General features: G+C 46.8%; 24 protein-coding genes. 1 reads left to right on the top strand and 23 read right to left on the bottom strand.

Annotation, left to right across the window (positions count from 1 at the left end):
* Window positions 1-293: 293 nt before the first annotated feature.
* From CHH60_RS01605 to CHH60_RS01535, 15 genes are all read right to left on the bottom strand, one after another.
* Entirely contained in the window at window positions 294-1,277 is a 984-nt protein-coding gene (locus CHH60_RS01605) for an alpha/beta hydrolase (protein ID WP_095357564.1), read from the bottom strand.
* Between the two features lie 284 nt (window positions 1,278-1,561).
* A complete protein-coding gene (locus CHH60_RS01600; RefSeq protein ID WP_095357563.1) occupies window positions 1,562-2,875 on the bottom strand; it encodes an ABC transporter substrate-binding protein in 1,314 nt (437 codons plus the stop codon).
* Between the two features lie 31 nt (window positions 2,876-2,906).
* Window positions 2,907-3,731, bottom strand: coding sequence for a carbohydrate ABC transporter permease (locus tag CHH60_RS01595; protein ID WP_095357562.1), 825 nt, complete (start codon window positions 3,729-3,731; stop codon window positions 2,907-2,909).
* 19 nt (window positions 3,732-3,750) lie between these two features.
* Complete coding sequence (locus CHH60_RS01590; protein WP_095357561.1) at window positions 3,751-4,623, bottom strand: carbohydrate ABC transporter permease; 873 nt, start codon at window positions 4,621-4,623, stop codon at window positions 3,751-3,753.
* Window positions 4,620-5,708, bottom strand: a complete 1,089-nt coding sequence (locus CHH60_RS01585) for an ABC transporter ATP-binding protein (protein WP_095357560.1) — start codon at window positions 5,706-5,708, stop codon at window positions 4,620-4,622. Before CHH60_RS01585 ends, CHH60_RS01590 begins: the two co-directional genes overlap by 4 nt.
* Window positions 5,709-5,728: 20 nt before the next feature.
* Window positions 5,729-6,565 carry a metallophosphoesterase family protein gene (locus tag CHH60_RS01580; RefSeq protein WP_176475929.1) on the bottom strand — a complete coding sequence of 279 codons (837 nt, stop codon included), beginning with the start codon at window positions 6,563-6,565 and terminating at the stop codon, window positions 5,729-5,731.
* Window positions 6,566-6,604: 39 nt separating this feature from the next.
* A complete protein-coding gene (locus CHH60_RS01575; RefSeq protein ID WP_369680169.1) occupies window positions 6,605-7,456 on the bottom strand; it encodes an HAD-IIA family hydrolase in 852 nt (283 codons plus the stop codon).
* On the bottom strand, window positions 7,457-8,170 hold the full coding sequence (locus tag CHH60_RS01570) for a glycerophosphodiester phosphodiesterase (RefSeq protein ID WP_255247765.1): 714 nt from the start codon (window positions 8,168-8,170) through the stop codon (window positions 7,457-7,459).
* A 139-nt stretch (window positions 8,171-8,309) separates the two neighbouring features.
* Entirely contained in the window at window positions 8,310-8,849 is a 540-nt protein-coding gene (locus CHH60_RS01565) for a glycerol-3-phosphate responsive antiterminator (RefSeq protein ID WP_095357556.1), read from the bottom strand.
* A 261-nt stretch (window positions 8,850-9,110) separates the two neighbouring features.
* Entirely contained in the window at window positions 9,111-9,995 is an 885-nt protein-coding gene (locus tag CHH60_RS01560; protein ID WP_095286647.1) for a carbohydrate ABC transporter permease, read from the bottom strand.
* 22 nt (window positions 9,996-10,017) lie between these two features.
* Window positions 10,018-10,908, bottom strand: coding sequence for an ABC transporter permease (locus CHH60_RS01555; RefSeq protein WP_095357555.1), 891 nt, complete (start codon window positions 10,906-10,908; stop codon window positions 10,018-10,020).
* Window positions 10,909-10,993: 85 nt separating this feature from the next.
* Window positions 10,994-12,676 carry an extracellular solute-binding protein gene (locus CHH60_RS01550; protein WP_095357599.1) on the bottom strand — a complete coding sequence of 561 codons (1,683 nt, stop codon included), beginning with the start codon at window positions 12,674-12,676 and terminating at the stop codon, window positions 10,994-10,996.
* Between the two features lie 174 nt (window positions 12,677-12,850).
* On the bottom strand, window positions 12,851-13,987 hold the full coding sequence (locus tag CHH60_RS01545; RefSeq protein WP_095357554.1) for a response regulator transcription factor: 1,137 nt from the start codon (window positions 13,985-13,987) through the stop codon (window positions 12,851-12,853).
* A complete protein-coding gene (locus CHH60_RS01540; protein WP_095357553.1) occupies window positions 13,984-15,744 on the bottom strand; it encodes a sensor histidine kinase in 1,761 nt (586 codons plus the stop codon). Before CHH60_RS01540 ends, CHH60_RS01545 begins: the two co-directional genes overlap by 4 nt.
* A gap of 161 nt (window positions 15,745-15,905) precedes the next feature.
* Complete coding sequence (locus tag CHH60_RS01535; RefSeq protein WP_095357552.1) at window positions 15,906-17,849, bottom strand: glycoside hydrolase family 127 protein; 1,944 nt, start codon at window positions 17,847-17,849, stop codon at window positions 15,906-15,908.
* Between the two features lie 141 nt (window positions 17,850-17,990).
* Between CHH60_RS01535 and CHH60_RS01530 the strand changes: the two genes are divergently transcribed.
* Window positions 17,991-18,836: a helix-turn-helix domain-containing protein gene (locus CHH60_RS01530; protein WP_255247763.1), complete on the top strand. Its 846-nt coding sequence runs from the start codon at window positions 17,991-17,993 to the stop codon at window positions 18,834-18,836.
* A gap of 15 nt (window positions 18,837-18,851) precedes the next feature.
* Here the strand turns inward: CHH60_RS01530 and CHH60_RS01525 are convergent, their stop codons facing one another.
* The 8 genes from CHH60_RS01525 to CHH60_RS01490 form a co-directional block, all read right to left on the bottom strand.
* The gene (locus CHH60_RS01525; protein ID WP_095357550.1) at window positions 18,852-19,310 is read right to left on the bottom strand and encodes an EVE domain-containing protein; all 459 of its coding nucleotides are present in this window, start codon (window positions 19,308-19,310) and stop codon (window positions 18,852-18,854) included.
* A complete protein-coding gene (locus tag CHH60_RS01520; protein ID WP_095357549.1) occupies window positions 19,310-19,867 on the bottom strand; it encodes a DinB family protein in 558 nt (185 codons plus the stop codon). The genes CHH60_RS01525 and CHH60_RS01520 overlap by 1 nt, the downstream gene beginning before the upstream one ends.
* Window positions 19,868-19,935: 68 nt before the next feature.
* Window positions 19,936-20,883 (bottom strand): helix-turn-helix transcriptional regulator, encoded by a 948-nt coding sequence (locus CHH60_RS01515; RefSeq protein WP_095357548.1) that lies wholly within the window; start codon window positions 20,881-20,883, stop codon window positions 19,936-19,938.
* 65 nt (window positions 20,884-20,948) lie between these two features.
* Window positions 20,949-21,962, bottom strand: coding sequence for an alpha/beta hydrolase family protein (locus CHH60_RS01510; RefSeq protein ID WP_095357547.1), 1,014 nt, complete (start codon window positions 21,960-21,962; stop codon window positions 20,949-20,951).
* A gap of 32 nt (window positions 21,963-21,994) precedes the next feature.
* The gene (locus tag CHH60_RS01505; RefSeq protein ID WP_095357546.1) at window positions 21,995-22,630 is read right to left on the bottom strand and encodes a GNAT family N-acetyltransferase; all 636 of its coding nucleotides are present in this window, start codon (window positions 22,628-22,630) and stop codon (window positions 21,995-21,997) included.
* The gene (locus CHH60_RS01500; protein WP_095357545.1) at window positions 22,627-23,427 is read right to left on the bottom strand and encodes a MerR family transcriptional regulator; all 801 of its coding nucleotides are present in this window, start codon (window positions 23,425-23,427) and stop codon (window positions 22,627-22,629) included. The genes CHH60_RS01505 and CHH60_RS01500 overlap by 4 nt, the downstream gene beginning before the upstream one ends.
* 206 nt (window positions 23,428-23,633) lie before the next feature.
* Window positions 23,634-24,095: a GNAT family N-acetyltransferase gene (locus tag CHH60_RS01495; protein WP_095357544.1), complete on the bottom strand. Its 462-nt coding sequence runs from the start codon at window positions 24,093-24,095 to the stop codon at window positions 23,634-23,636.
* 70 nt (window positions 24,096-24,165) lie between these two features.
* A complete protein-coding gene (locus CHH60_RS01490) occupies window positions 24,166-24,771 on the bottom strand; it encodes a hypothetical protein (RefSeq protein WP_176475928.1) in 606 nt (201 codons plus the stop codon).
* Window positions 24,772-24,833: the final 62 nt, after the last annotated feature.

The raw sequence follows: 24,833 nt of genomic DNA, 5'->3' as shown, positions 1-24,833 counted from the left end.
ATCGCTCCTATATTCGTCATTAGGATTGAACAGCTAAGCTTAGAGACCCAAAAAGTGATCCTCATATCTGTTATAACCTGATGTCCATTTCGTATTTTAATCAAAGTAACACGCATTGTCAACGAATCAACCGATTTGTTCACACTTAATTACGAACTATATAGATAGATTGGAATTAATTCATTCGTTTTTCCGGTAGGGATACATTCCCTTATGGGTCATCCGAAAATCGGAAATGCATAATAAAAAAACACGGTACCTATTACGGTACCGCAGTTTAATGATCAACCAATCTATTCGATATGCTTCATGTACTCTTTGAATTCCTCGGCAATTTCTTTGAATTTTGTATGATGCAGGTAATGTGAACCTTCCATCGGTATGAGTTTGCCCTGTGCAGATCGTTTGGCTTGCTCCTCATGCAGCGGAACCCACTGCGGATTGTTTTCATTATTCGATTGAACAAAGAGAAGCACTGGCAGATCAGGAGGGTAAGTGAGTTGTTCTCCATTTTTGAAATTGGAACCAAGATGCCTTAGCTCATCCATCATCGTTGGATTGGACGCAACTTGATTCGAAATCAAGTCCATCTGCTCTTTGGTATGTTCATCGAAATCAAGGGACGCATAAGGATCTGCACTCACTGCTTTAATGAATCTCATCCAACCTGAATCCTGAAGGAACTGCATCAATCCCAGAGGCAATTGCACATCCATGCCGGGTTGATTGGGAACACTGCTGTCAATGCCGACAAAAGCAAGAACTTCATCCGGATACGTGTTCACATAGGATACTCCATAAAGTCCCGTGATTGAATGCCCCATCAGAATATAACGGTCAATACCAAGCTGCTGAACAGCTTCGTGATATTCGCTGATGATATTCTCCGTTGTTCTCTCCTTCTCTGTTTCGTCACTCAACCCATAACCGAAAGGCTCAATGGCTACGACTCTGTAATCGGGAGACAATTCATCAATCAACAATTTGAAATCAAGCACTGGCGATGGAGTTCCTTGTCCCGGAAGCAGAACAATCGTCTGCTCACCCTCTCCTTGAATATACGCATTCATCTTTTTCCCATCCACATGGACATACTGGCCATACGGTTCGATTTTCTTTTTCTCCAATCCGTTACTGATGGCATTCACCACAAATACGATGCCCATGAACAGTATAAGTCCACCGGCGATACCTCCGATTATTTTCAACCATAAGTTTCGTTTCTTACGGCTTCTCGTTCCCGTTGTTTGTATTTCCACCGTTTTTGCCACGTTCATCTTCTCCTGTCTTCGCTTCTGAAGCGTCGCCTTGGCGACATAGTTGAAGTGTAACCAAGCAAGATGTCTACTTCGTGACGGCAGTATGAACTGAATATGAACAAGTCAAAATCAAGTGATGTCATTGTTAAATCAACGCAACTGGAGAATAGATTCACAACCCTTAGGCCAGGTTTTGTCCCTCGTTATGAAGCGCTAAGCTAGATTCTCTCAATTTCCCTGGGACATAACAAAGGGGCTAGCGGAAAATTACCTTCTAACCCCTTTGCACTATCATCATTGTTCTACTTACTTAGCAAGGTATCTGCCTTCTTCGCAGCTTCGGCTATTGCTGCCTCTGCCGTAACGGAGGAATCAACAACCGCACGAAGGATCTCATCCTTAATCATCTCACCAATCTCAGGATAAACCTTCTGCATCGGACGAGGACCTGCATATTCCAGTTGGTCCACCGCTACTTTGAACAGCGGCTTTTCTTCATAGAGCTTCTTCATTTCATCACTTTCCACCGCGCTGATTCGGCTAGGTAAATATCCCGTGAAGGAGCTCGCATAGATCGTTTGCTCTTTCGAGGTCATCCACTTGATAAACTTCCACGCCGCTTCCTGCTTTTCGGGGGACAGGCCAGAGGTCATCACCAGGTTGGCACCACCCGTTGGTACACCAAACGTATCATTCGCAGGCATAAATGTTGTTCCAAGTTCAAAGCCCTGCTCTTCTGCAACCTTCATATTATTGGTCAAGTCTGCAGTGGAAGCGAACAGCATCGCTGAACGCTGATTGTGGAAATCGGTCTTGGCTTGCGTACCCGCATCATCCGTCGTACCGATGCTCATGATGCCTTCATCCTTCATCTTCAGCCACAACTTCACAGGTGCAATTCCCGTTTCATTATTGAATGCTGCACTTTTCCCATCCTCACTAATCATCGTTCCTCCGCTCTGTCTCACAAAAGCTTCATAGAACCAAATATCGACAGGCATCGAGATGCCATAGCGCTGATCCTTAATCGTTAGCTTGCGTGCATAATCTTCAAATTCAGTCCAATTCTTCGGTCCTGCAGGATCAAGTCCTGCCTCCTCCAGCATCGTACGGTTGAAGTACAGGATAGGTGTACTGCGTAAATAAGGCAGAGCATACAGCTTGTCATTCACGTAGGAATTCCCCATCAGACCTGGAATGAAATCATCCATATCAAGCTGATCCTTCTCTACAAAAGAAGTCAACTCCTGTGTCATGCCGGATTCGGCAAATACACCAACCGAAGCAATTTCATTTTGCCATACTTCGGGAGCATTGCCCGCTGCAAAAGCTGCCTGTGCCTTGGAATGCTGATCTGCATACGATCCCTGATATTCGGCCTTCACAATCACTTCATCCTGGGATTCATTAAACATTTTCACCAGGTTCTCATTGTTCTCGGCAATCTTGTCCCCCCATGAATACCAATATGTAATCTCGACCGGTTTACTCGCCGCACCATTCGAATTCCCAGAAGCAGCAGCATTATCAGTTGAAACTGCGGAATTGGAATCACCACAACCAGCTAAAGCAAGTGCAAGCGTTCCTGCCAACAAAAGCGAACCAAATTTTTTCATGAATAAACCCTCCCATAAATTAAGAATTGAATTATTTCACACCGGAATATACGAATGCTTTAATAATTTGCCGTTGTCCAAATAAGAAAACAATTAGAATCGGAACGACCAAAATCATGTTTCCAGCCATCAAAATGTGCCATGCCGCTCCTCCGTCCACCTCGCGAAGCTTGGAAATCCCAATCGGAAGTGTTCTGGCTGCATCCGAGGTGGTCATCACAAGCGGCCAAAAATAATCGTTCCAGTGTGCAATAAAACTGAATAATGCGAAGGTTACCAGCGTCGGACGGGCCATCGGCACCATAATCCTAAGGATGATCTTCCATTCAGGTGTCTGATCAAGCCGTGCGGCTTCAATAAGTTCTTCCTGTACCTGCTTGAATGACTGCCTGAGCATGAAGATCCCAAACGCGCTTGAAGCGAAGGGCAGAATAAGTGCCAGCAAATTGTTAATGAGTCCCCACTTGCTGAGTAACAAATACACGGGCAAAAAGATGAGCTGACCTGGAATCATTAAAGTGACCATCGTAATTCCAAATAACAGCTTGTCTCCTTTGAAGGAGTATCTGGCAAACGCATAGGCAGCCAATATAATGGTCGTAAATTGAAGAAGAAGGATACTGATGGATACGACAACACTGTTCATTAAATATTTCAAGAAAGGTCCCGATTCCCATGCCGCCTGGAAATTGCTCCACATCACCTTGGAGGGGATCCATTGGGGTGGAAAGATCACGGTCTCCGGATACGACTTCAATGATGTTGAGATCATCCATAGAAAAGGGATAGCAAAAATCGCAACCAGGACGATCGTGGCCGTGACGTTCAGAGTACGCAGAATTGACTTTCTTGCCATGATATTGCCTTGCTCCTTTCTATTGGTAGTGAACCTTGCGGCTTAGCAGCTTGAAGTAGACTAATGTAAGCAAACCAACGACAACAAGCAGGATAACTCCAGCTGCCGAAGCGTAACCGATCTTGAAGTAGCGGAATCCATATTCGTAGATATAAAAGACGAGCGTGTTCGTTGAATTGATTGGACCTCCATTAGTCATGATGGCTATGGTTTCGAATACCTGGAACGAACTGATCAGATTAATGATAATTAGGAAAAAAAGGGTCGGTGAGAGCATTGGCAACGTAATCTTGTAGAACTTCCGCCACCAACTGGCCTCGTCCAGAGCTGAAGCTTCATACACATCCTTTGGAATGCTTTGAAGTCCAGCGATGAAGATGAGCGCGTTATAACCCACGCCCTTCCAGACCGAAACAAGGACAAGTGACAGTAATGAACTGTCAGGACTGCTGAGCCATTCCAGCTTGGGCAAGCCAACCATGTCCAGCAAACCGTTAAGCAAACCGAATTTGGGATCCATCAGCCACATCCACACCAGGGATACAGATACAAGAGAAACAATATGTGGACTAAATAGCGCACCCTGAACAAACCCATACCATGCGCCTTCCCGATTCAGCCATATGGCTAGCAGTAGTGAAATCACAATGGATAAGGATACGGAAAGAAGCGTATAGTTCAAGGAATTGCTCAGGACCTGAAGAAACGCACTATCCTTAAATAACTCGGCAAAGTTGTTGAAGCCTACAAACTCCTTGACCGGATTAATGAAGTCCCAGTTGTAAAAACTGAGGAAAATCATATAGAAGATCGGATAGATGAAAAAGATCGAAAATATCACGATAGAGGGAGCCACCATGACATAGGGACGAAATCTGGACCAAACGGTCATGAATATTTCCCTCCCAGGACAATGAGCTCTCTCTCTGCGGATCTCTCATGCTGACGAGCACGGACTCCGTTCCGATCGAAGTAGTACAGGTCCTGCATGGAGACCGTGATGTTCACCTCGGAAGCTGACTCCAGCGGCTTCAAAAAACTCTTCACAGACACAAGTCCAAGCGCGGAATCCAGTTGATAGATGATTTCTGCACCTAGTGTCTCACGTGTCATGATCCGGCCCGGGAAATGAACAAGTCCGGACTGCGCGCGGTTCTCAAGTGTCATTGTTGCTTTCTCCGGCCTGAAACCAACCTGCCCAATATTATCATGCAGCTGCCCATTCAAGTATGGCAGGATACGTTCACGATCAATCACATTCATCGGCGGTGTACCAATAAACTGGGCTGTGAACACATTATCGGGATCGTCGTAGATTTTCATTGGACCATCTGCTTGTTGAATCAGTCCTTTGTTCATGATGACGATACGATCTCCCATCGACATCGCCTCAACCTGATCATGTGTAACAAAGACAAAGGTTGCGCCTAGCCGTTTGTGAAGCTGAATTAACTCCGTTCGCATTTGATGACGAAGTTTGGCATCGAGATTCGACAATGGCTCGTCCATCAGAAAGACCGCAGGACTCTTCACCATGGCCCGAGCCAAGGCAACCCGCTGGCGCTGACCTCCAGACAGAGCTTGCGGCTTCTTATGCAGGTACTCTGCCAGACCGACAACCTCTGTGATTTCCTTAACGAGGCGCTCGCGTTCGGGCCGGGGGACCTTGCGATTTACGAGTCCGAACTCGATGTTCTCCTTGACTGTCATCATTGGATACAAAGCATAGTTCTGAAATACCATGGCCACATTGCGCTTGCCTGGTTCTACACCATTGACACATTGATCTCCGATCCAAATTTCTCCGCCCGTTTCTTTCTCGAGCCCTGCGATCATGCGTAGTGTCGTCGATTTTCCACAGCCAGATGGGCCGACCAATACCGTAAAGGAACCATCCTCAATGGTCAGATCCAGACCCTCAATGACTTTATCCTGCTTGAAGCTTTTTTCAATCTGCTTCAACACAATTTGTGCCATGAGCTTCCCTCCTCTTTCATTTATTGAGCGGCCGATGCGAATTGAACGGATAAAATAAGGTCACTTTCTTCTCCTAATGCACCAGCGACAGGGCCAAAGCCTGGCATATCACAGCAAAAGCTCTGAATATCATCGAGGAGACCCGCCCCCTGTATCGGATGGTGAGTTATCTCTACCTGCCCCTCATGGACTTCGATAACACGGTATGCCGGAACGTCAAGGCAAGCTGCGGTCTGAACATAGTGCCACTTCCCCTGCTTCACAATGGAGTTTATGTGATTATGTCCGCAGAAATAGACGCCGCCTTCCGGTTGATTATTGAATATGCTCTTCAGTTCATCCTGTGGACGAATGTACAGCTTATCGAGTGTCGAGCGTGCAGTGGTATCAAATACTGGATGGTGCCCGAAGAGAAGTACTTGCCTATCAAGTGAATTGTTAAGCTCTTCTTTGAGCCATGTCAGCTGCTCTTCGTCCAGCTCCCCTCCCCAATCTGCAGGATTCATTTCCTGGGTCGTGTCCAGAAAAATCAGCTTGGCATGAGGCGTGTCAATCGCCCGATAGCGATCTTGACCTGTTAATTTGGAGATTTCATGCTTCGGTATCGAATACGTGTCATGATTGCCAAGCACATGAATGAAGTTCCGTTCACTCCTGGAAAGGAAGGAGAAAATCGATCGGAATTCCTGAGCCGTTCCTTCATGCGTCAAATCCCCAATGGAGATATGAAAGTCCGCCTCTACCTCCAAAAAAGCCTTGAGCATATGTTCATATGCACGAACTCTTGCAGCTTTCATCTCTTCCGTTCCGTGACTCATGCTTGAATAGTGATAATCACCAAGTAACGCTAAACGCATGAACTCCACCTCCATCATTTTTTCGATACGTATTGCTATTTAAGTCCTCTTCACCTTTAACTCCGTTGAATGCTCGTATTGGTTATCCTGCTCCATGATGCATTCGTTGAAAGAAGACCATATATAGTCTGGAAGGATTCCTGTCTCCTGGATATCCTCTCTTGAGGAAATACCTGTAAGCACGAGAGCCGTCTTCATTCCATTCTGCTGACCAAATAAAATGTCTGTTTCCAACCGATCACCTATCATGAGGCAACTGCTTTTGTTCACATTCAAAAGCTGGAGTGCCTTCTCTGCGTAGTAACGGGAAGGTTTACCAATCACGACCGATGCTTTCTGCTGGCTGGCTGCCTCAATCGAGCTTAAAATCGAGCCGGTGTCCGGAATGATGTCTCCCTGGACGGGACAGCAGCTGTCCGGATTCGTTGCCATGAGAACTGCTCCATGACGAACTGCTTTTGCCGCCAGATGAAGCTTATCGTAATGGAACTGCCGATCCATTCCGACTAATACATGCGTTGAATGAGTTGGATCTTCCGTCATAGTGATCCCGATCGCTCGAAGTTCACTCCGCAAAGCCTCTTCACCTACAACCAGTACCCTGGCATCAGGCGCATACTCTGCAAAATACATCCCTGACACGTATCCCGCGGTCAGAATTTCGTCAAGCTCGCATGGTACACCCAGGCTCAGCAGCCTTTTGTAGCATTCCTCCCTGGTATGTACGGGAGTATTCGTTAAGAACAACAGACGCTTGCCTTGTGATCTCAAGCTGCTTATGAAGCTGTTTACGCCAGGAAGGATCATCTGGCTAACATATATCGTTCCGTCTAGATCGAAGCAATACGCATCGTAATCATACACATTTTCCATAACCTTACCCTTGCCCACTCATACTGAGCTGGACAGCTCCAACACATCCCTGAAGGATTCGAGCTCGTCTGTACAGACCCACACGGACGGGTAATCCTGAAATTTCTTCATGATGGAAGTCTCGTTAATAGTCCAGGCCATCAGTTGAATCCCCAGCTCTTGACATCGATGAATATAATGCTCGGTCACAAAAGCGTAGTGCATGGACAAGAACGTCGCTCCCATCTCTACAGACCAGTCAAGAATAGCCTTCGAACAACCAAAGGTAATCAGACCGATGCGTACCTCACTAGATAATTGTCTGATTCTCTCCAAGGCGTCAAAATCAAATGACGTAATGACGACCTGATCCAGCATGTTGAATTCCTTAATCACTTCAAGTACTTTCTCCTCCAGATGAGGATAGTAGGCACCCATCTGCTTAAGCTCGATATTAAGTCCCATTTTCCCCTTCAAAGCTCGAAGCACCTCTTCAAGAGTTGGTATGTGCTCATCTTGTTTTATGTGGAACGATTGCAGCTCCGAAGCTGAATAATCAGCTACTCTGCCCGTTCCATTCGTCATGCGGTCAACCGTATGATCATGAATGACAACCGGGATACCATCTTTGCTGAGATGTACATCCAGTTCGAGATGTGTGAACCCAAGTTCTACCGCTTTTAAAAAGGATGACAACGTATTTTCAGGATATTTCTTTGGATAGCCTCGATGAGCAACTCCTTGAATAATCATGCTCAATTACCTCCTGTTATTTTTTTGGACAACACAAAAAACCCAGCAGCAAATCACCCTCCTTCAACATCAAGGTTGTATTGATTTACTTACCACCGGGTTTTCTCGTCGTCTCCACCCAAGGATAAATGTATGAAAATTAAGCCCAGAATTTCTCATGGCCTATCGAAACATAATCTGCCCCACTCTTTAGGGCTTGCTGTATCTCTTCCTCATGCCGGATCAGCCCACCAACAATTAACGGCTGTGTGATGCGTTCATTCAGCTCTTCGATGACTCGCGGCATCAGCCCCGGCATCAGTTCAACCTCATCAGGTTTGTAGCTCTTAATCATTCGAACTGCAGTCTCAATGGCTGCTGAATCAATGGCAAATATTCGCTGAATGCTCCGTATGCCTGCTTGCTTGGCCGCAGAAACCGCATTACTCTTCGTTGTCACGATACCATCAACTTTGAACACATCGGCAAGATATTGAATGGCCGAGGCATCTCGTCCAATCCCGGATACCATCTCGGTATGTACATATGCCTGTTTGCCGCTTTGATGCAACCTGTCTATGATGGAGCCAAGATTCGTAATGTTTCCTGTCATCAGAATAACTCGCTTCACATCGCTTGCTATAGCCTGTGCAATCTGTTCATCAACCGTAATGGAGGCGATGATCGGATAGTTCTTCATGATTCAGTCCTCATTCCCTCGTTTGTCATCTTAAATGTTAAAGCTGAAATATTTCTTTTGTTTCATGTTCATGTAAACGGGTTGTTAATTTCACGACTCCACATTCGCCATTCAGAGACAGCCTGAATGCAGTAGTAAAATTGGTTCGGAGCAGCTCAAGTTAACTGAACGCTTTAATAAAAATAGGTCCGTATCGACATAATCGACTACAGACCTATTCTGTCACGATATTCGTTTGTTCTCAGGCCATGTCCTATTCAATTACTCCTTCACCGAACCCAGTGTAATACCGTGAATGAAAAACCGCTGAAGGAACGGATAAACAATAAGTACAGGAAGCATGGCAATGAAAATTTTTGCGGCATTTAGGGTTTGATTAGACAACTCATTCATCCGTTTATATTGATCTTCCGTCATGTTGGACGCGTCGATGACCACAACGAATTGCTGGATTAACGTTTGCAGCGGATAATGATCCTGCCCTGAAGTCAGCACCAATCCATGGAAGAACTCATTCCAATGGTAGACGATGGTGAACAATGTGACCGTAGCCAGTACCGGTACGGCCAGCGGTACATAAATGGTGATTAACATTCGCCAAGGGCCGGCCCCGTCCACAAGCGCAGCCTCGTCCAGTTCCTTGGGCAGATTACGGAAATAGTTCACGATCAGAATGACGTTAAATACCGGCACTCCACCGCCAAGAACAAGTGCCCAGATGGTATCATACAGCCCTATCGCCTTCACCGTCATGTACCATGGAATCAGTCCGCCGTTGAACAGCAGTGTGAACACGAGAATCCACATGAATACATTGCGCATCCGGAATTCGCGTGGGCTTCGTGAGAGCGGATAAGCCATCATCGTGGTCACCACAAACGTGATTGTCGCACCAAGCACAACCCGCTGAATGGAAATCCAGAAGGAATTGAAAAAGGAACGGTCGCCGATAATTTGTTGATATGAATTGAAGTTGAAGCCAACGGGCCATAACCATACTTTTCCGGCTGCCGCCGCTGATTTTTCACTTAGAGACACGGCCAGTGTATACCAGAGAGGCAGTATGCACAGGAATGCAATCAGGAGCAGCACAACCAGAAGCGTGACATCGAACACCCTGGATCGCAGCGTTGTTTCTCTTATCATCTCGCTCGACTCCTTCTCCTTATCAGAATATTCGGTAATTGGCGAACTTCGAAGCCAGCAGATACGAAACGATAATTAGAACAAAACTGACCACCGATTTTAGCAACCCAACTGCGGTTGCAAGTCCATACTGCATGTTTAGCAACCCTTCGCGGTATACCCAAGTATCGATAATGTCACCCGTGGAGTAGAGCAGCGGGTTGTACAGGTTGAAAATCTGATCAAAACCTGCGTTCAGTACATTCCCCAGGCTTAATACTGCCAAAAGCACAATTGTAGTACGCAAGCCAGGCAGCGTCACATGCCAGATTCTCCGCACCCGGGTTGCTCCGTCAATTGAAGCGGCTTCGTACAGGGATGGACTGATGCCCGTAAGTGCAGCCAAGTAGATGATCGTGTTGAAGCCGAACTCCTTCCATACATCACTGCCTACGACAATAAATGGGAACAAGTCTGCACGGGCGAAGAACAACACCGGTTCAATCCCCACGAAGTTCAGTAATCCGTTGACCGGACCCGTGTACGAAAACACGTCGAGCAATATGCCTGACAGGATAACCCAGGACAAAAAGTGCGGAAGGTACACGATCGTTTGAACCCAGCGCTTAACCACCATAAGACGCATTTCATTCAACATGATCGCAAAGACTAACGGCACAATCAGGTTACCCGCAATTTTCATAACGGCAATGTACACGGTATTGAAGAAAATGGTCTTGGTATCGTTCAGGCTAAACATATATTCGAAGTTCTCCAGCCCGATCCAGGTCGATTTCCAAATGCCCTGGCCCGGGTTAAAGTCCTGAAAGGCAATGGCAATCCCGAACATGGGAATGATGCTGATGAACAGCAGCCATACAAATCCGGGCAATAACATAATGTAGTAATGTTTGATGAAACTTCGGTTTCGCATCCGGTGTTCCTCCTCCGCAATCTCCCATCCCTGATCTTCTCAAGAAGAAGCGCCGGATGACTGACCCGGCGCTCTGGACAGCTGCCTACTTGACGTACTCCTTCACTTCCTCAGTGATTTTGTCGCCGCCTTGCTTTTTCCAATCGCTGACAAACGTATCGAACGTATCCAGAGGTGCAGCTCCCATGATGATTTTTAGGAAGGTTTCATCCTCCAGCTTCTTCAAATTGGACCAGCGGCTTTCCATGGTGCGGGTCTGGGAATAGAGAAGGCTATATACCTTGTTGTAGTCCTGCTGCAAGGATGATGATCCGACCAGCAGTGAATAGATACGGCTCCATACGCCAAGGTCAGCCTGAGGATCCCAATACTGGATGTCCATCTTGTCATACGGCTCTTTCTTCACCTTTTTGACGTTCTGAATGTCTGCAGCAAGCAGTTTGTAGCCCGGATCGGTAAAGTCTTCCGGTTTTTTCGTGCCGGCAAGTACTTCCTGCAAAGCTTTCGCTGAAAATTCGCTCTCATCCATATAGGACATCGGTACACGCAGTGGATAGTGACCTACAGGCACAGAGATATCAAATTTCGATTCATCACGAATGAGCAGATTCAGCATTTTGATGACCGCTTCGGGATGTTCATATCCTTTGCGCACGACAACAAATACGGTAGAAGGAGCGCCCATGTGAGCATTAAATTGTCCATCAGCATCCAGCGGCAGCAAGTATGCCTGCCAGTTGGCTTTCGGATCGTTTTTAATCGCATCGGGAAGAGGTCCATATCCCATCCACCATGGTGCGAAGAAAATACCAGCATTACCGTTGACTACAGGCTCGGACGCTGCTTTGCGAATGCCGAGTTCCTTGTCGATTAGCCCATTCGCATACATGTCGCGCAGTTTGGCGAGCGCTTCCTTCGTTTCTGGCAGAATGGAACCGTAGACCGCGTTACCTGCATCGTCTTTTAACCAGTAACCAGGATAAGCCTTATAAGCCCCGAAGATTGGATCAAGTCCGTACGTGTTGTTCGTTGATTCCAGGAAATTGGCATATAACCGGCCGCCGTTCTGCTGCCCTGCAATCCCAATCGTATCGTTCTTGCCGTTGCCGTCTGGGTCTTGTTCCACGAATGCTTTCGCTACGTTCTCCAGTTCCTCCATTGTTTTGGGCGGTTCAAGTCCCAGCTTGTCGAGCCAGTCCTTGCGTATCCACATTTGGTGAACACCATCGGATTGTACTTGTATACTGGGAATAGCGTACATTTTCCCGTCAAATGTAACCGCCTCGGCAGACACACCGTTTGTTTTCTCCATATAACTTTTCATGGCTGGAGAAGCATATCGATTAAAGGTATCGGTCAGGTCTTCCAGCTGGCCTGCCTTCACCATCGCCCGCAGCTGGGTATCCTTGACCACGAGCGCATCGGGTAAATCATTGCTTGAAATCGCGAGGTTTACTTTCTGCTCATAGTTCGTTCCGGAAGCCGCCTGCCAGGTGACTTTTGTATCAATATTCAGATTATCCTTCACATAACGGGAATACTGGTTGTTCTCTGGAGTATCCCCGGCAGGCAAACTTTTGTCTGTCGGATCGACCTCTTTGCCATATCTTAGTGTAATCGTCTGATCGTACTTGCCGAATGGATCTGCCGGCCCTTCTTCAACAACGCCAGGCTTAGTATTATTTTCCGCCGTTTCATTCTCCTTGTTGCCCGTGTCGCTGCAGGCGCTCGTGAATGCGAGCAACAGCATCATTGCCACCATGACCATTTTTTTACCCAAATGGATGCTCCCCCTTAAATGGAATGTCCTTCGCGTCCAGCACCAACAATATAACACGGCCGGAAAACGTTTATGGATAGAGAACCGAACGAAGAACAGGAGGTGAAACGTCTGTTTTTGTTAACGCTTACAATTCATTCATCCTACCTTCTCTCCATTCGTCTACCCTCTTCTTGGTGTACTGCGGTACTCGCTTGGCAGCATGCCCACCTGCTCACGGAAAATCCGGCTGAAGTATTTTTCGTCCGCATACCCCGTATGTTCCGCGATCCAGACAATCGGTTTGGCCGTTTGAGTCAGATAGTCCTTCGCCTTGTCGATCCGAATTTTGCGCAAGTATTCGTTAAACGAATAACCCATCATTTCCTTGAAACATTGATTGAAATAACTCCGGCTGAGGTTGACCCGTCTCGATACATCGCTGGCGAATAGCGGATTCTGCAGCTCGTCATGTACGATTTTGACAGCGGTCATGATACTGCTGCTGACCTCCTTGCGAATATACTGTCCACCCGATAAACGTAGTGCTTCTGCACGAAAGTTCGCCATCCATTCCACCACATCGTTCCATGATGCAAAATGAACAGGTGTCGTCATTTCCGTGCTGACGATGTTTTTAAACGTGCGGTTCCAGTCTTCCGTTACACCGTACAGCAACTGCATCAATCGGGGGACAGGCAATCTCATTTTTTTCAAATCATCTAAAAGTTCAACCATATAAGACTCTTCATGAACCCAGCGAAACGAATGCAACTTGTCCTTAACGCTCACATCGCTTGCTTCAAGGACTGATGACTTGAACCGTTCACGTTCACAGCGCGACTCACCGAACGATTGAGTTTCTTTTCCTTGCTCCCCATAAAATAACGCATCCTTTCCGGATTCCATCATGGCTTCGTCATTGAACCGTTTTCGCCTGTCCGCCTGGATACGGTCATGAATGCGACCAAGCACTTCCTCGAACCGCTCTTTCTCAAGCTGTACTTTGGCAATGTAATCGATGGCGCCCAGACGGAGTGCCTCCTGAATGTATTCAAAATCCTGATGAAGCGTCAGAACCGCAATTGGCAGATCCGGGTATAGCTTACGAGCGGTGCGGATTAACTCGATCCCTGACATGACCGGCATGGCCAGATCGGTAATCAATAGATCGACGTGGTTTTCAGACAAAAATTCAAGCGCCTTCTCTCCGTTTCCCGCTTCACCAACGATCCTCATTTCAAATCTGTCCCAAGGCATGGCGAGCATAAGCCCTTTGCGCACAAGTTGATCGTCATCGACGATGAGTACGTCAATCATGATTTTTCCTCTCCTTCACAGTGAATAGGCAGCTCAATGACAATCCAGGTTCCTTGCCCCGGTTCGCTGGATACGTTCATACTGGCTTGGCCTTCATAATAAGACTCCAACATGCGCTTGACATAATTCATGCCAATCCCCATTCCGACCCGATGACGCTCGGCCTGTTCTTGTTCCAGCAGCGCTTTGATCTTTTCTTCGGAGATTCCCCTCCCGTTGTCTCTGATCGAAATTTCAAGCCGGTTGTTGTGCCTGCTTACTTCAACTTCGATTCTTCCTTTGTCATCCAGCCCATGGTACAGCGAATTTTCAACAAGCGGCTGCAAAATAAACCTCGGCACGGGCACGTTAAGCAGCTTGTCATCGATATGAATGCCAACATCGAATTGAAAATTATAGCGAATCTGCTGCAGGATCAGATACTGCTTGAGCGAATCAATCTCCTCCCGTATGGTTGAGCTCTGTCCGCCCATGCGCAGATTGTAATACAGCAGCTTGTTCAGTGAAGTAACCAGCCGGTCGATCTCCTCCTGTCCATTCATGACGGCCAGCCAGTGCGCAGTATCGAGCGTATTCATCAGAAAATGCGGATTGATCTGGTAGAGCAGCTTTTCAATTTCCAGGTCTGCCCTGCGCTTCTCCTTTAACTCCACTTCGGAATATAACCTTGCAATGTGGGACTTCATTCGTCCAAATTGTGTCAGCAGCATTTCAAATTCAGGTATGCGCGAGTTCGCTTCGACCACGTCGAAGTTGCTGTTCAGCATCTGCTTCATTTCCCGGTGGAATTGGGACAACGGCCGATATACCATTTTCCACAACAACCAGCCGATAGCCAAGCTGACTGCGGCGAATAACACGGTTAACAGAACCATCTGCATGATCCAGCGGTTTTTCTCCTGATCATAATCTGCCTTGGACACGAGCGACACAACGCTCCATCCCTGGTTGCTGTATTGCTGGTACCAATAATAGCCCGAAGCGATTCCTGAAGTTGTAGAAGGTTCGGAGAGCTGGCCCGAAACTGGGAATTTTGCGTTCTCAGGGAAAGCGTCCCTTAACTCACTGTAAGAGATGCGTCCGTGATTATCTAAAATGAGGTGGGCCGTGTTTTTACTGACATCATCCAGATCAAGAATACTCTGTGTTAGATTAAACCCGGTTTCAATGTATACATAGGCATCCTCCCGTTCGGGCAGATCCACCTTTCGCAGCGCGGAAAGAACATATTGATCGTTGAACCTATCGTTACTGATATGAGGCCCGAAATACGTGATTCCGTAATAACTCGCCATGATCGGCAATTTCTCCGGATCGAATGAGTCCTTCACCCCCATGGTTTCAAAGAGATAAGTGTCGTCTTCACGAAAATAATACATCGATAGCCCGATATTGGGATTGGTAAACGCAATCAGGTTCAGCTGATTTTTGATCTGGTCGGTTAAATAACTGCGGTCATATGGTTGATCCGCAAGCATGAGCTGCTCCAGTTGTTTACCAATGCTTCCCTCGAAGGCGAGCTGCTGAGATACATGGTTCAGGTTGCTGAGCGTGTTTTCCAAGGAAAGAGTCACCTGTTTGAGGTTACTTTGGATTCCGGATTGCAATTTGGTCGTCAAAATGGAATGGATTGTTCGGTAGGATAGGTAGCAGGATAAGAGGAAAGGAATGAGGGCTACGGCCGCAAAAAGGAAAAGAATTCGGTTTTTGAGCGTAATCCGTTCGATACGGGATCTTCGTACATGTTCTGGTTTCATGCATTCATCTCCGCTTCCGGGTTTCGAGAAGGCCAGACATGGCGGAAGTCCCCCGTTAATATATACGAGGGACTTTCTGTCCTGCCAATATAGAAACCACGCGTTATGTTCAGTTGCCATTCAATCTCTTCAAACGATGCAGTTGCTTCGATGACCCACGCTCAGCTGCGCAGCCAGACGCTCATTTCACCCGGTTCACGGTTCCCCCACAGATAATAAGGAATGGCGGTAAAACGTACCGGAATGCGAGGTTTGCGAATCGGTTGGTACAGTTGATCCTCCGGCCATGCTGACCCATCGGTAGTCAGTCCGTCGCCCTCGACAACAACGCAGCCGCCAAGTAAATTCGGTGCATCGCGCTCTGTTAAGTTGGCTGCTTCTGCAATGGATAATGAAGCCAGCGGGGCTCCGTTATCCGCCTCTTCCACGCAATATACAAGTGGTCCGCGCTGAATGGCTGCTTTGCCTGCATCAGCTCGAATCTGCGGATGAGCTTCAATCAAGTGCGTTTCAAGTGGCAGTAACCACTCCAATGAATCTCCTTCCATCCAAAGTCGTTGGATATGAGCATAACCATTGTTCAATGTATATGCCTGGTCTTCGCCATTCACTCGCAAAACCGGCTGCCCACTCTGGAACCAGTTCGGAATTCTGAGTGCAAGCGTGAATGCAGCACCATCGGAGCTGTCTGGAGCAAGTGAGATATTGAAGTTGATTTTTCCGTTCCAAGGAAGCTCGGATTGTTGACTCAGCTTGACTGCCCGGCCTTCGGCAGACGTGAATTCTACCGTACTGCCAATGTATAAATGAACATGAACTACATTCTCTTCTGGAGAGACATCGTAGATATAATCGTTCAGCGAGCTGAGCAATCGGGCGACGTTTGGCGGGCAGCAGGAACAGCCGAACCACTTCTGACGGACCGGTTTCACATGATGCTTGTCCGGATTGCGCAAGCTGGCCTCTGGCCATACTTCAAGCGGGTTGACATAGAAAAAGTGTTTGCCGTCCTTGGACATGCTGCCAAGTACGTTATTGTACAGCGCACGTTCCATCACGTCCGCATACTCACTCTTCGCCTCGAGACGAAGCATGCGGCGCGCCCAGAAGATCAGTCCGATGGATGCACAAGTTTCCGCGTACACCGCGTCATTCGGCAGATCATAATCAAAAGTGAACGCCTCGCCCAAATGTGTCGCGCCGATGCCTCCTGTAATGTACATCTGTTTGCGAGTTGTATTGGCCCACAGCCGTTCGCACGCCGTTCGCAAGCTGTCATCCTTCGTCAATCGGGCGAGATCGGCCATGGCTGTATACATGTAAACGGCACGAACGGAGTGTCCAACGGCTGCTGTCTGTTCCCGTACCGGAAGATGGGATTGGTACATTTCCAAATTCGGCGAACCGTGCGACCAGATGTTTGTTCTGCCTCCCCGTTCCCATTCCTGGATGAAATAACTTGGGCTGCTGCCCCGCTCATCAATGAAATATTGGCTTAGATTTAAATAACGTTCCTCACCGGTTGCATGATATAACTTGACGAGAGCCAGTTCAATCTCCTGGTGCCCGCAGTATGCCCGTTTCTGGTTCTCTCCCGTACCGAAGAGATTATCGATCAAGTCAGCGAAACGGCATGCAATGTCCAGCAGCTTACGTTTGCCCGTTGCGTCAGCGTAGGCCACCGCAGCTTCGATCAGATGTCCGGCACAGTACAGCTCATGGGCCTCATACATATTTGTCCACTCTTTGCCCGGTTCCTTGATTGTAAAATAAGTATTGATATATCCGTCATCCCGCTGAGCCTGCCCGATGAGTTCGATTGCCCCATCTGCGGTGTTCTCCAATTCGGGATCAGGATGACTCCTTAGCGAATAAGCAACCGCTTCCAACCATTTATATAAATCGCTATCCTGAAACACCCATCCGCCGAATTCTCCCTGTTCCAGACCGGCAGCAATTCGGAAATTGCGAATGGCGTAACTGGGTTCCGCCCCTTCGATACGATCATTTAATGCCTCCCATTGATAGGGTATGACTGTTTGACGTACCAGGGTGGAATAATCTTCCCAAAATGAGTCCCGGATATGAACCTGTGTTGTCTGCATCAGTAGTACCTCCTATATTAATTGACTCTTTACGAACTCAATTATATGCTTGGTATAACCGTCTTAATAGGAATGGAATGAACCATTTTCTATAAAATATGACACAAGCGAAAGGGGGCGAATATTCTGGGTGAAGACAACTTGATAGAACTTCATATGCCCCCACTCCCCTATTATTTGGGATCGGGCCTGACAGAGTATAAAAGAGGGGACCAGCATCCCCATCGCAGCAACATCGGGGCGTATGATTTGCTGATGCTTGTCCGCGGAGAGATGTACATCGGCGAAAATGGATCACAATGGACACTAACTGAAGGAGACATGCTGCTGCTGCTGCCTGATGGAGAACATTATCCGATCCGACCTTGCGATCAGGATACCGTTTTTTACTGGGTTCACTTTGAGCATGCACCAAGACGGGATGCATCAGTGGCTGAGGAAGTGGAAAACAATACATCACCTTACACAACCAGGCCATTTATTAACCCTTACACGCTGCGATTGCCTAAATACATGCATTTGACTGATTCACGTACGGTGTTCGGTATGGTAGAACAGCTGCTCACCCAGCCGTCTACACTTTCCTTTTGGCAGGAACAGCAGCTTCTCGGAGAACTGCTCGGCTTGCTTGAAGAAGAATGTTTCGGTCGAACGGATTCGGTAGCTTCCCGATTGGCTGAACGGACAGCAGCTTACCTTCAAGCTAACTATCGGGAGAAAATAACGAATGAAGCTATCGCGACCGCCCTGCACTTTCATCCGAATTATATTGTACGATGCATGAAATCGAGATACGGATGTACACCATCCGATTATCTGCAGCAGTTTCGGCTGGAGAGAGCCAAACGCCTCCTGGTCACAACCGACTGGTCCATTGACCGGGTCGCCGAGGAAGTGGGTTTCCGTTATTCCCCGTATTTTTCGTCCTGCTTCAAACAGGAATTCGGCTCTTCTCCGCTGCAATTTCGCAAGCAATACTTAAAATAGAATTGAGCTTCATTCCTAACAGATTTGAAAGTCTTCATGATCAGTCATGGAGGCAGCGATTGTCATGAAATCTTCGGCCCCAATTTCAAAATGTCCTTTGCGGAATGTAAATCCCCAATTTCGATTTCCGCGTGTAAAGTCGAGTTCGTTTAATAGAGAGGCAATCTTTACTTCCCGACACGGAACATAACGGATATCCCGGCGGAAGGGTACAAATGATTCCGTCATCTGATATTTGTAGACTGGGCTGTCCTTCACCTGGCCAATAGCGGTAAATGCCTGGAGTGGCTTCCCTGTCGACATGTCTGTGCGCGGAGAATAGTATATCAGCCAATCACCTGGGGACATCAGACGCAGTGATACTGCCTTGCCGTGACACAACTGTGCAAATCCGCCTTCTACGGCTGTATGGACATGAGAAGCAGAAACAACGCCAATCCAATATCTGCTTGTCTGATTTGTTAAAACCGACATTAGATTTCCCCTTCTCTCTGCCCAATGCCTAATTCCATCTTCAAACGATCCAATTGCAAAAAGTGATGTCTGTAATGCATTTCGATCAATAAAAACCATTCCTGGGCGTCCAGTGCCCCAAGTCTTGGGTGAATGACTTTATCCGTTGCTGGCGATGGACGTAAAACAGCTTCCATGTCCCTCATTCCTGCGATGACTTGATGCAGCCCTTCAACCAGCTGCTCCTTGTTCTCCGGTGACTTCGGAGTGTATTGCGGTGAAGCAGGGACTTTAACACGAATGGCCGGAAATTGTTCTTGCTCGAACACGCTTTCCCCCAGCTCCGTTTTTCCCTTATTCGTATTTACCGAAGGTTCGCTGTGAACCAAACATTGATTTATATTAGGCAGGTGCATAAAGAGCGCTGATTGAATCAAATGCATATACATCTGTCCTATGGACCATTCCTCCTCATCCGTCTTTCTATGTAATTGCTCTATATCCAGGTGTTTCAATTCAGCCAAATACCTCTCTACCGCATTTTCAAAAGATTTTAATACATGAAGTGTGTTTTTCATTCTTCCAGCAACCCCTTTTCATCTTAGATATAATCAAAGTATAAAAAAACACTACTGACAGGGGTATGTCAGTAGTGTTTTAAGATATTTTTCGCAGCTTCTTGAATTCGCAAGCGCAGAGACTCCGGCTCAATCACTTGAATATCCCCACCCCAGCCAAGCAAATGATGCAATAGTTCTTCCGTATGCCGGACACGAAAATGAAAATTCACACCTTCCACATGATCCTCTATGGCTTCGATATAGAAGTTGACTCCCTCTATAATCTTGTCTGCTATTTCAGGGTTTGCCCTGATCAGTACCCGTTCATTCCGATCATCAGACGGCCGATATTTGCTTAAGTCAAAACTATCCGGTAAAAGGAAGTGATCCTCCAATACTTGAAGTTCCGTCATACGGGACAGTCGGAAATGACGAATGTCTTGTCGCATATCGCAGTGCGCGATTAAAACCCAATGTTCATGCAAAAGGGTTAATCCATACGGAGAAACCTCCCGGAGATGGCTTCGACTCCCGTCTGCCCCCGGCATTTTTTTGCGGTACATAAAACGAATCTTGTGCTTTTCCAAAATGGCGCTACGTATTTGCATAAGGTACGTTTTAACCGTCTCCCCAGTTAATGGATCACTTCCATGAAGGAGCCGCATAGTTTCCCGAACACGAGTAGATTCATTTCGAATGGATTCTGGTAAAATAGCTTCAATTTTACGTTGAGCCGATTCGGCTTCATGTGCGTATGTATGATCCAATCTCTGTTCAATAAAATCTGCCCCCATGAGCAGGGCTACGGCTTCTTCGGCTGTAAAGCTAACCGGGGGAAGAAAGTATCCTTCCATTAGTGAGTAACCCTGACCAGGTGCTCCTATTATTGGCACCCCAGCTTCGCTTAGTGCTTGCATATCCCGATATATCGTTCGTACACTTGTCTCAAACCGGGAAGCCAGATCTTCTGCCCTTAGCGTTTTGCTGCGCTGTAACTCAAGGGTAATTGCAAGATGCCGCTCCGTTTTATTCATACTTCTATCCTCCGCTTATCCATCATCCAAACTGCATTCATTTTATCATAGTAAGATGTTCATGTTTAATTTGGAGTAATGGATCGCAGAAAATCCTCAATTTCATCCATATACCCCTTCACTGTGATGTTACGGGGTGCAAACAAACTGATCAACAATGCACGCGCCGGTGATTCGGCCGTAGAGACGGACAGCATGGAGTGCTCTGTGTTTGGTAGGAGTTTGACTCGTAATAATTCAGATGGTGATACATGTTCCCTGTAAACCCTCTCCGTTTCCTGCACGTCGACGTTTATATCCTGATCGCCGAGCATTAGCAGGACAGGTGACTCAAAATTCGAGATATCGTTTGTTGCATCGGAAGTGTAGTTCCGGCTCACGAATCTCCATCGTTCTCTGGACATGGCATCTTCTTGCCCAGCGAGGCACACATATTCTTCATAGGAACTGCCTGTGAGCAGCAGCTTCTTAATTTGGTTATTCTCTTTAACCTGTTGCTCAATCTCATTCATGGGGCGTCCTTCTTTAGCCATTTCACTCCGTGTGTTGTACTCTCCCTGCGTCAGCCAGTTGATTGCCGGAGACACCAGAATGCTGAAGGCTAGCCGTTCTTGGCCAGCCAGCTTGGGAATAACCCATCCTGCCTGACTTGCGCCCCATACGCCTATGCGACTCGCGTCGATTTCCGGTTGCTGCCTCGCCCACGCCAGCGCCTGCCGTGCTTCCTCTACCCGATCATCCATACGCTGGTCAAGCCAGCTGCCTTCCGATCCGCCGATTCCCCTCTTGTCCAGCGACAGTGAAGCATAACCAAGCCCAGCAAGCCGCTCCCACAGCGGTTTATAGCCGTCGTTGTGTGTCGCGTCGATCGGCCCGTCGCCATGAATGAATAATACTAAACCCACTTTGCCGCTGTATTTCACAGGAAACGTTAACACCCCCGTCAATTTGCCTTGGGGCGTATCTATTTGCACCGCTCGTTGGACCATGTCAAAGCTATTTTGCCGTAAAATAATTGTACCCGTCCCTCCTAACAGCAGCAGGATGATCAAGAGCATCATTCCCCATTTTTTCTTCACGTTTTTTCTACCTCCCTTCCTCGTAAAAAAGACTATCCTTCATGGATCATGTAATTCCAGTCCGGGTCGTCAAACAACCACATCATGAAGGAGCTGCGCTGTACTTCGAGCGTGCGGAATCCCATGCGCTCATACAGTCGTTTGGCTCCGAGGTTACTACCTGACACATGCAAGCTTACATATCGGACTCCCGGCCTTGCTACTGCTTCGCGAAGGGCCCATTCCAGCATCGCTCGGCCTACTCCTGTTCCCCGAAACCCTTCATGGACGGTTATATCGGCAATATACATTTCTCCACGCACCGGACGATGACTCAAACATGCCAATCGTAGAGCAAAACCGAGTGCTTTCCGCCACCCAACGTCTTGAATTCCTTTCCACAAGGGAAGCAGGTCTGTTAGTGTAGTACTCGAACGCAGCTCGCCTGACCGAGCCTTAAACTGGAGGCACAAGCTGCCGAGGATGACGTCTTCCTTCATGGCAACGATGCGCTCGCTTCTCCCCTGTTGTTCATCCAGCGAGAGACATGTTTCAAACAACATCATCATTTGTGCGTTATTCAAATTTGCACCAAATTTGCTGCAAAACCCTTGGAATAATAGTTGGCTGACCGATGCTTGCTGTCCCTCTTTCATTCGCTCCATCTGAACGACAGGATGGATGATCATCGTTTTCCGTCACCATCCACTGCATCGCTGCCATTATGTTCAATACGTGCAAACAATTCATAATATAAGCTTTCTTGGGTGAACAGTGACAGATATGACTTCTCCACAAGAATCCGTGAACGATGTAGTACGAGGCCCCTGCGGTCAGCAATGGCCTGGAATTGACTGAAGTGCTGCTCCAGGTCTTCTTCGCCATGTATTGTAAACTGGTAAGATAAGTATTCGCCAGCTGGCAAAGCGATATCGCCTTTCACGCCATGCACTTCCGTGCACAGCAATACACGGTCGTCTCCCTCATACACGTAATGAATGTCCGCTTCAAATAACTCTGGCAGCGTATCCCCCTCCTGAACCAACATTCGAGCATCCAATTCACTCTCCATGTGGGTCTCGATCCATGTAGTCAGGACAAGCTGATCACGTTGAATAACCTGAAAGGAAGTTCCATCCTGCCCGTAGTGCTCGTTCTCATCCAGCACCTTACGGATAAAGCCGCTTAACGATCGCAGCCTGTCTATTTCGGCTTCCATCTTGGAAACAGACTGTACAAGCAATTTCTGCATATCGTCTGGGGTACCTTCTTCACTCCATTCCCGGATGGCTTTTACCGGCAACCCAACTTTACGGAGAAGTAAAATATGAGCCAATCGGTAAATCTCATTCATCCCATACATACGATATTGATTGTCATCGATATACGACGGCAACAATATGCCTTTTTCCTCAAAATAACGGATTTGATGGACCGACACGCCCATCAGTTTCGCCAACTCGCTGATCGTAATTTCCTTTTTCAATTCCTTTCCCCCTCAGTTACGTGGAATACGCACTTAGCATATACCTTAGGTCAGACCTAAGGTCAAGTCGTGAAAGATACAGTGAACCAAGACTGCTTCGGATAGCAAACGTTCTGATGTATCATAGAGTTGCTATTCCAGAATAAAAAGACCATCATAAGATGGCCCACATTACGTTTTATAGTTTTTCAACTATTTGTTCAGAATTACTCTATTCGCTTTTCGTATTTGAATAAAATCAGCTTTTGAGTAAGCTGAACCTCTTTAGTCTTTTGGTATCCGAACTTTTCATAAAAGTAATGATTACGAAAGCTTAAATGCGGTGTATATAAGGTCCATAATTTTGTATTCGGAAAATGTGATTCCACAAATTGAATTGCTGCTGTACCTATGCCCTTACTTTGATTAGAAGGAGAAATGAACACCTTATCAATGTGCATGCGCTCATCGTTGCCTCTTACATCAATCGCACCTATAATTGTTCTTTTCTCTAAAATGGTAAAGTGTTGATATTTACTAATATTTTCAGCCAATTTTTCATAGGTTTCACATGCCGGATTAGATTCAAAGTCTTCGTACTTTTCCAAATCCTCTTGAAACGCTGCTTTTTGAAGAAGAAGCAATGTTTCAATATCTTCTAAGGTTGATTTCTTAAATGTAATAGGCATCTTTTATTCTCCTCTTCCATAGGAAAGCCAGTAATTTTATCCGCTTGTCTAAAAGAGCATAGAGGTTTACTTAAGTATGAATTATACCTAGCTGTGATCGACATACATCCAAGGCACGATAGGCGGAGCGTTCCATGTATGCCAAGATCTCGTCTAACGAAAAAACACTCATCTCCTGCTGGATATGTTCCACTGGGTAGTTAAAGTCCTCCAGCGCCTGTTTCTTCAATACGATTACATTCTTCTCATCAAGTTCATCCATAATTGGTATGTACGCAGCGGAATTCAGTGCTTCGTAAAGTCCCTCAGAAATAAACATCTCATTCAGCTTCGCATTGCACAATCGAAAGTCATGGTGATAGCGATCGTACAGTGTAGGCTCCTTTTTAAGTCGCTCTTCAAATCCGCTAAAGTAAGATTTCATAGCCCAAACTTCATCTGCTACCAAATGAGTTAAATAACCCAGCATGAAAGGCTCAGTAATATGCTCCTTATATTTAGTGATGAAACGCCCATATTCCCATCGCCTGTTGACGCCATACTTGAATTGAGCCCCTAGAAAATGGGTATCTCCTTTTTCGGAGTTGGCATCTGGCGCTATGGCGCCAAGGAGCATATCACCACGCTGCTTGATAGACAGCTCCTTGCACACCAAATCTGAAATCAGCAAATGCATCAACCTAGAGCCCATCTTAATCATCCCCTTGATCCATTTCAGATTTCTTATTCCAATGATAA

It is taken from the genome of Paenibacillus sp. 7523-1 (genome assembly GCF_002276415.1).
Taxonomy (GTDB): domain Bacteria; phylum Bacillota; class Bacilli; order Paenibacillales; family Paenibacillaceae; genus Paenibacillus; species Paenibacillus illinoisensis_A.
The sequence above is the reverse complement of the archived record's forward strand: the minus strand, read 5'-3'. Positions and strand labels throughout refer to the sequence as shown.

Coding starts and splice junctions, on each gene's coding strand:
- CHH60_RS01580 (WP_176475929.1), bottom strand. CDS start 6,565: ATGCGTTTAGCGTTACTTGGTGATTATCACTATTCAAGCATGAGTCAC.
- CHH60_RS01565 (WP_095357556.1), bottom strand. CDS start 8,849: ATGAAGAACTATCCGATCATCGCCTCCATTACGGTTGATGAACAGATT.
- CHH60_RS01520 (WP_095357549.1), bottom strand. CDS start 19,867: ATGAAAAACACACTTCATGTATTAAAATCTTTTGAAAATGCGGTAGAG.
- CHH60_RS01505 (WP_095357546.1), bottom strand. CDS start 22,630: ATGATCATCCATCCTGTCGTTCAGATGGAGCGAATGAAAGAGGGACAG.
- CHH60_RS01605 (WP_095357564.1), bottom strand. CDS start 1,277: ATGAACGTGGCAAAAACGGTGGAAATACAAACAACGGGAACGAGAAGC.
- CHH60_RS01495 (WP_095357544.1), bottom strand. CDS start 24,095: ATGCCTATTACATTTAAGAAATCAACCTTAGAAGATATTGAAACATTG.
- CHH60_RS01540 (WP_095357553.1), bottom strand. CDS start 15,744: ATGAAACCAGAACATGTACGAAGATCCCGTATCGAACGGATTACGCTC.
- CHH60_RS01515 (WP_095357548.1), bottom strand. CDS start 20,883: ATGAATAAAACGGAGCGGCATCTTGCAATTACCCTTGAGTTACAGCGC.
- CHH60_RS01560 (WP_095286647.1), bottom strand. CDS start 9,995: ATGATAAGAGAAACAACGCTGCGATCCAGGGTGTTCGATGTCACGCTT.
- CHH60_RS01525 (WP_095357550.1), bottom strand. CDS start 19,310: ATGTCGGTTTTAACAAATCAGACAAGCAGATATTGGATTGGCGTTGTT.
- CHH60_RS01555 (WP_095357555.1), bottom strand. CDS start 10,908: ATGCGAAACCGAAGTTTCATCAAACATTACTACATTATGTTATTGCCC.
- CHH60_RS01595 (WP_095357562.1), bottom strand. CDS start 3,731: ATGGCAAGAAAGTCAATTCTGCGTACTCTGAACGTCACGGCCACGATC.
- CHH60_RS01585 (WP_095357560.1), bottom strand. CDS start 5,708: ATGGCACAAATTGTGTTGAAGCAGATTGAAAAAAGCTTCAAGCAGGAT.
- CHH60_RS01600 (WP_095357563.1), bottom strand. CDS start 2,875: ATGAAAAAATTTGGTTCGCTTTTGTTGGCAGGAACGCTTGCACTTGCT.
- CHH60_RS01545 (WP_095357554.1), bottom strand. CDS start 13,987: ATGATTGACGTACTCATCGTCGATGACGATCAACTTGTGCGCAAAGGG.
- CHH60_RS01490 (WP_176475928.1), bottom strand. CDS start 24,771: ATGCATTTGCTGATTTCAGATTTGGTGTGCAAGGAGCTGTCTATCAAG.
- CHH60_RS01535 (WP_095357552.1), bottom strand. CDS start 17,849: ATGCAGACAACACAGGTTCATATCCGGGACTCATTTTGGGAAGATTAT.
- CHH60_RS01570 (WP_255247765.1), bottom strand. CDS start 8,170: ATGATTATTCAAGGAGTTGCTCATCGAGGCTATCCAAAGAAATATCCT.
- CHH60_RS01590 (WP_095357561.1), bottom strand. CDS start 4,623: ATGACCGTTTGGTCCAGATTTCGTCCCTATGTCATGGTGGCTCCCTCT.
- CHH60_RS01550 (WP_095357599.1), bottom strand. CDS start 12,676: ATGGTCATGGTGGCAATGATGCTGTTGCTCGCATTCACGAGCGCCTGC.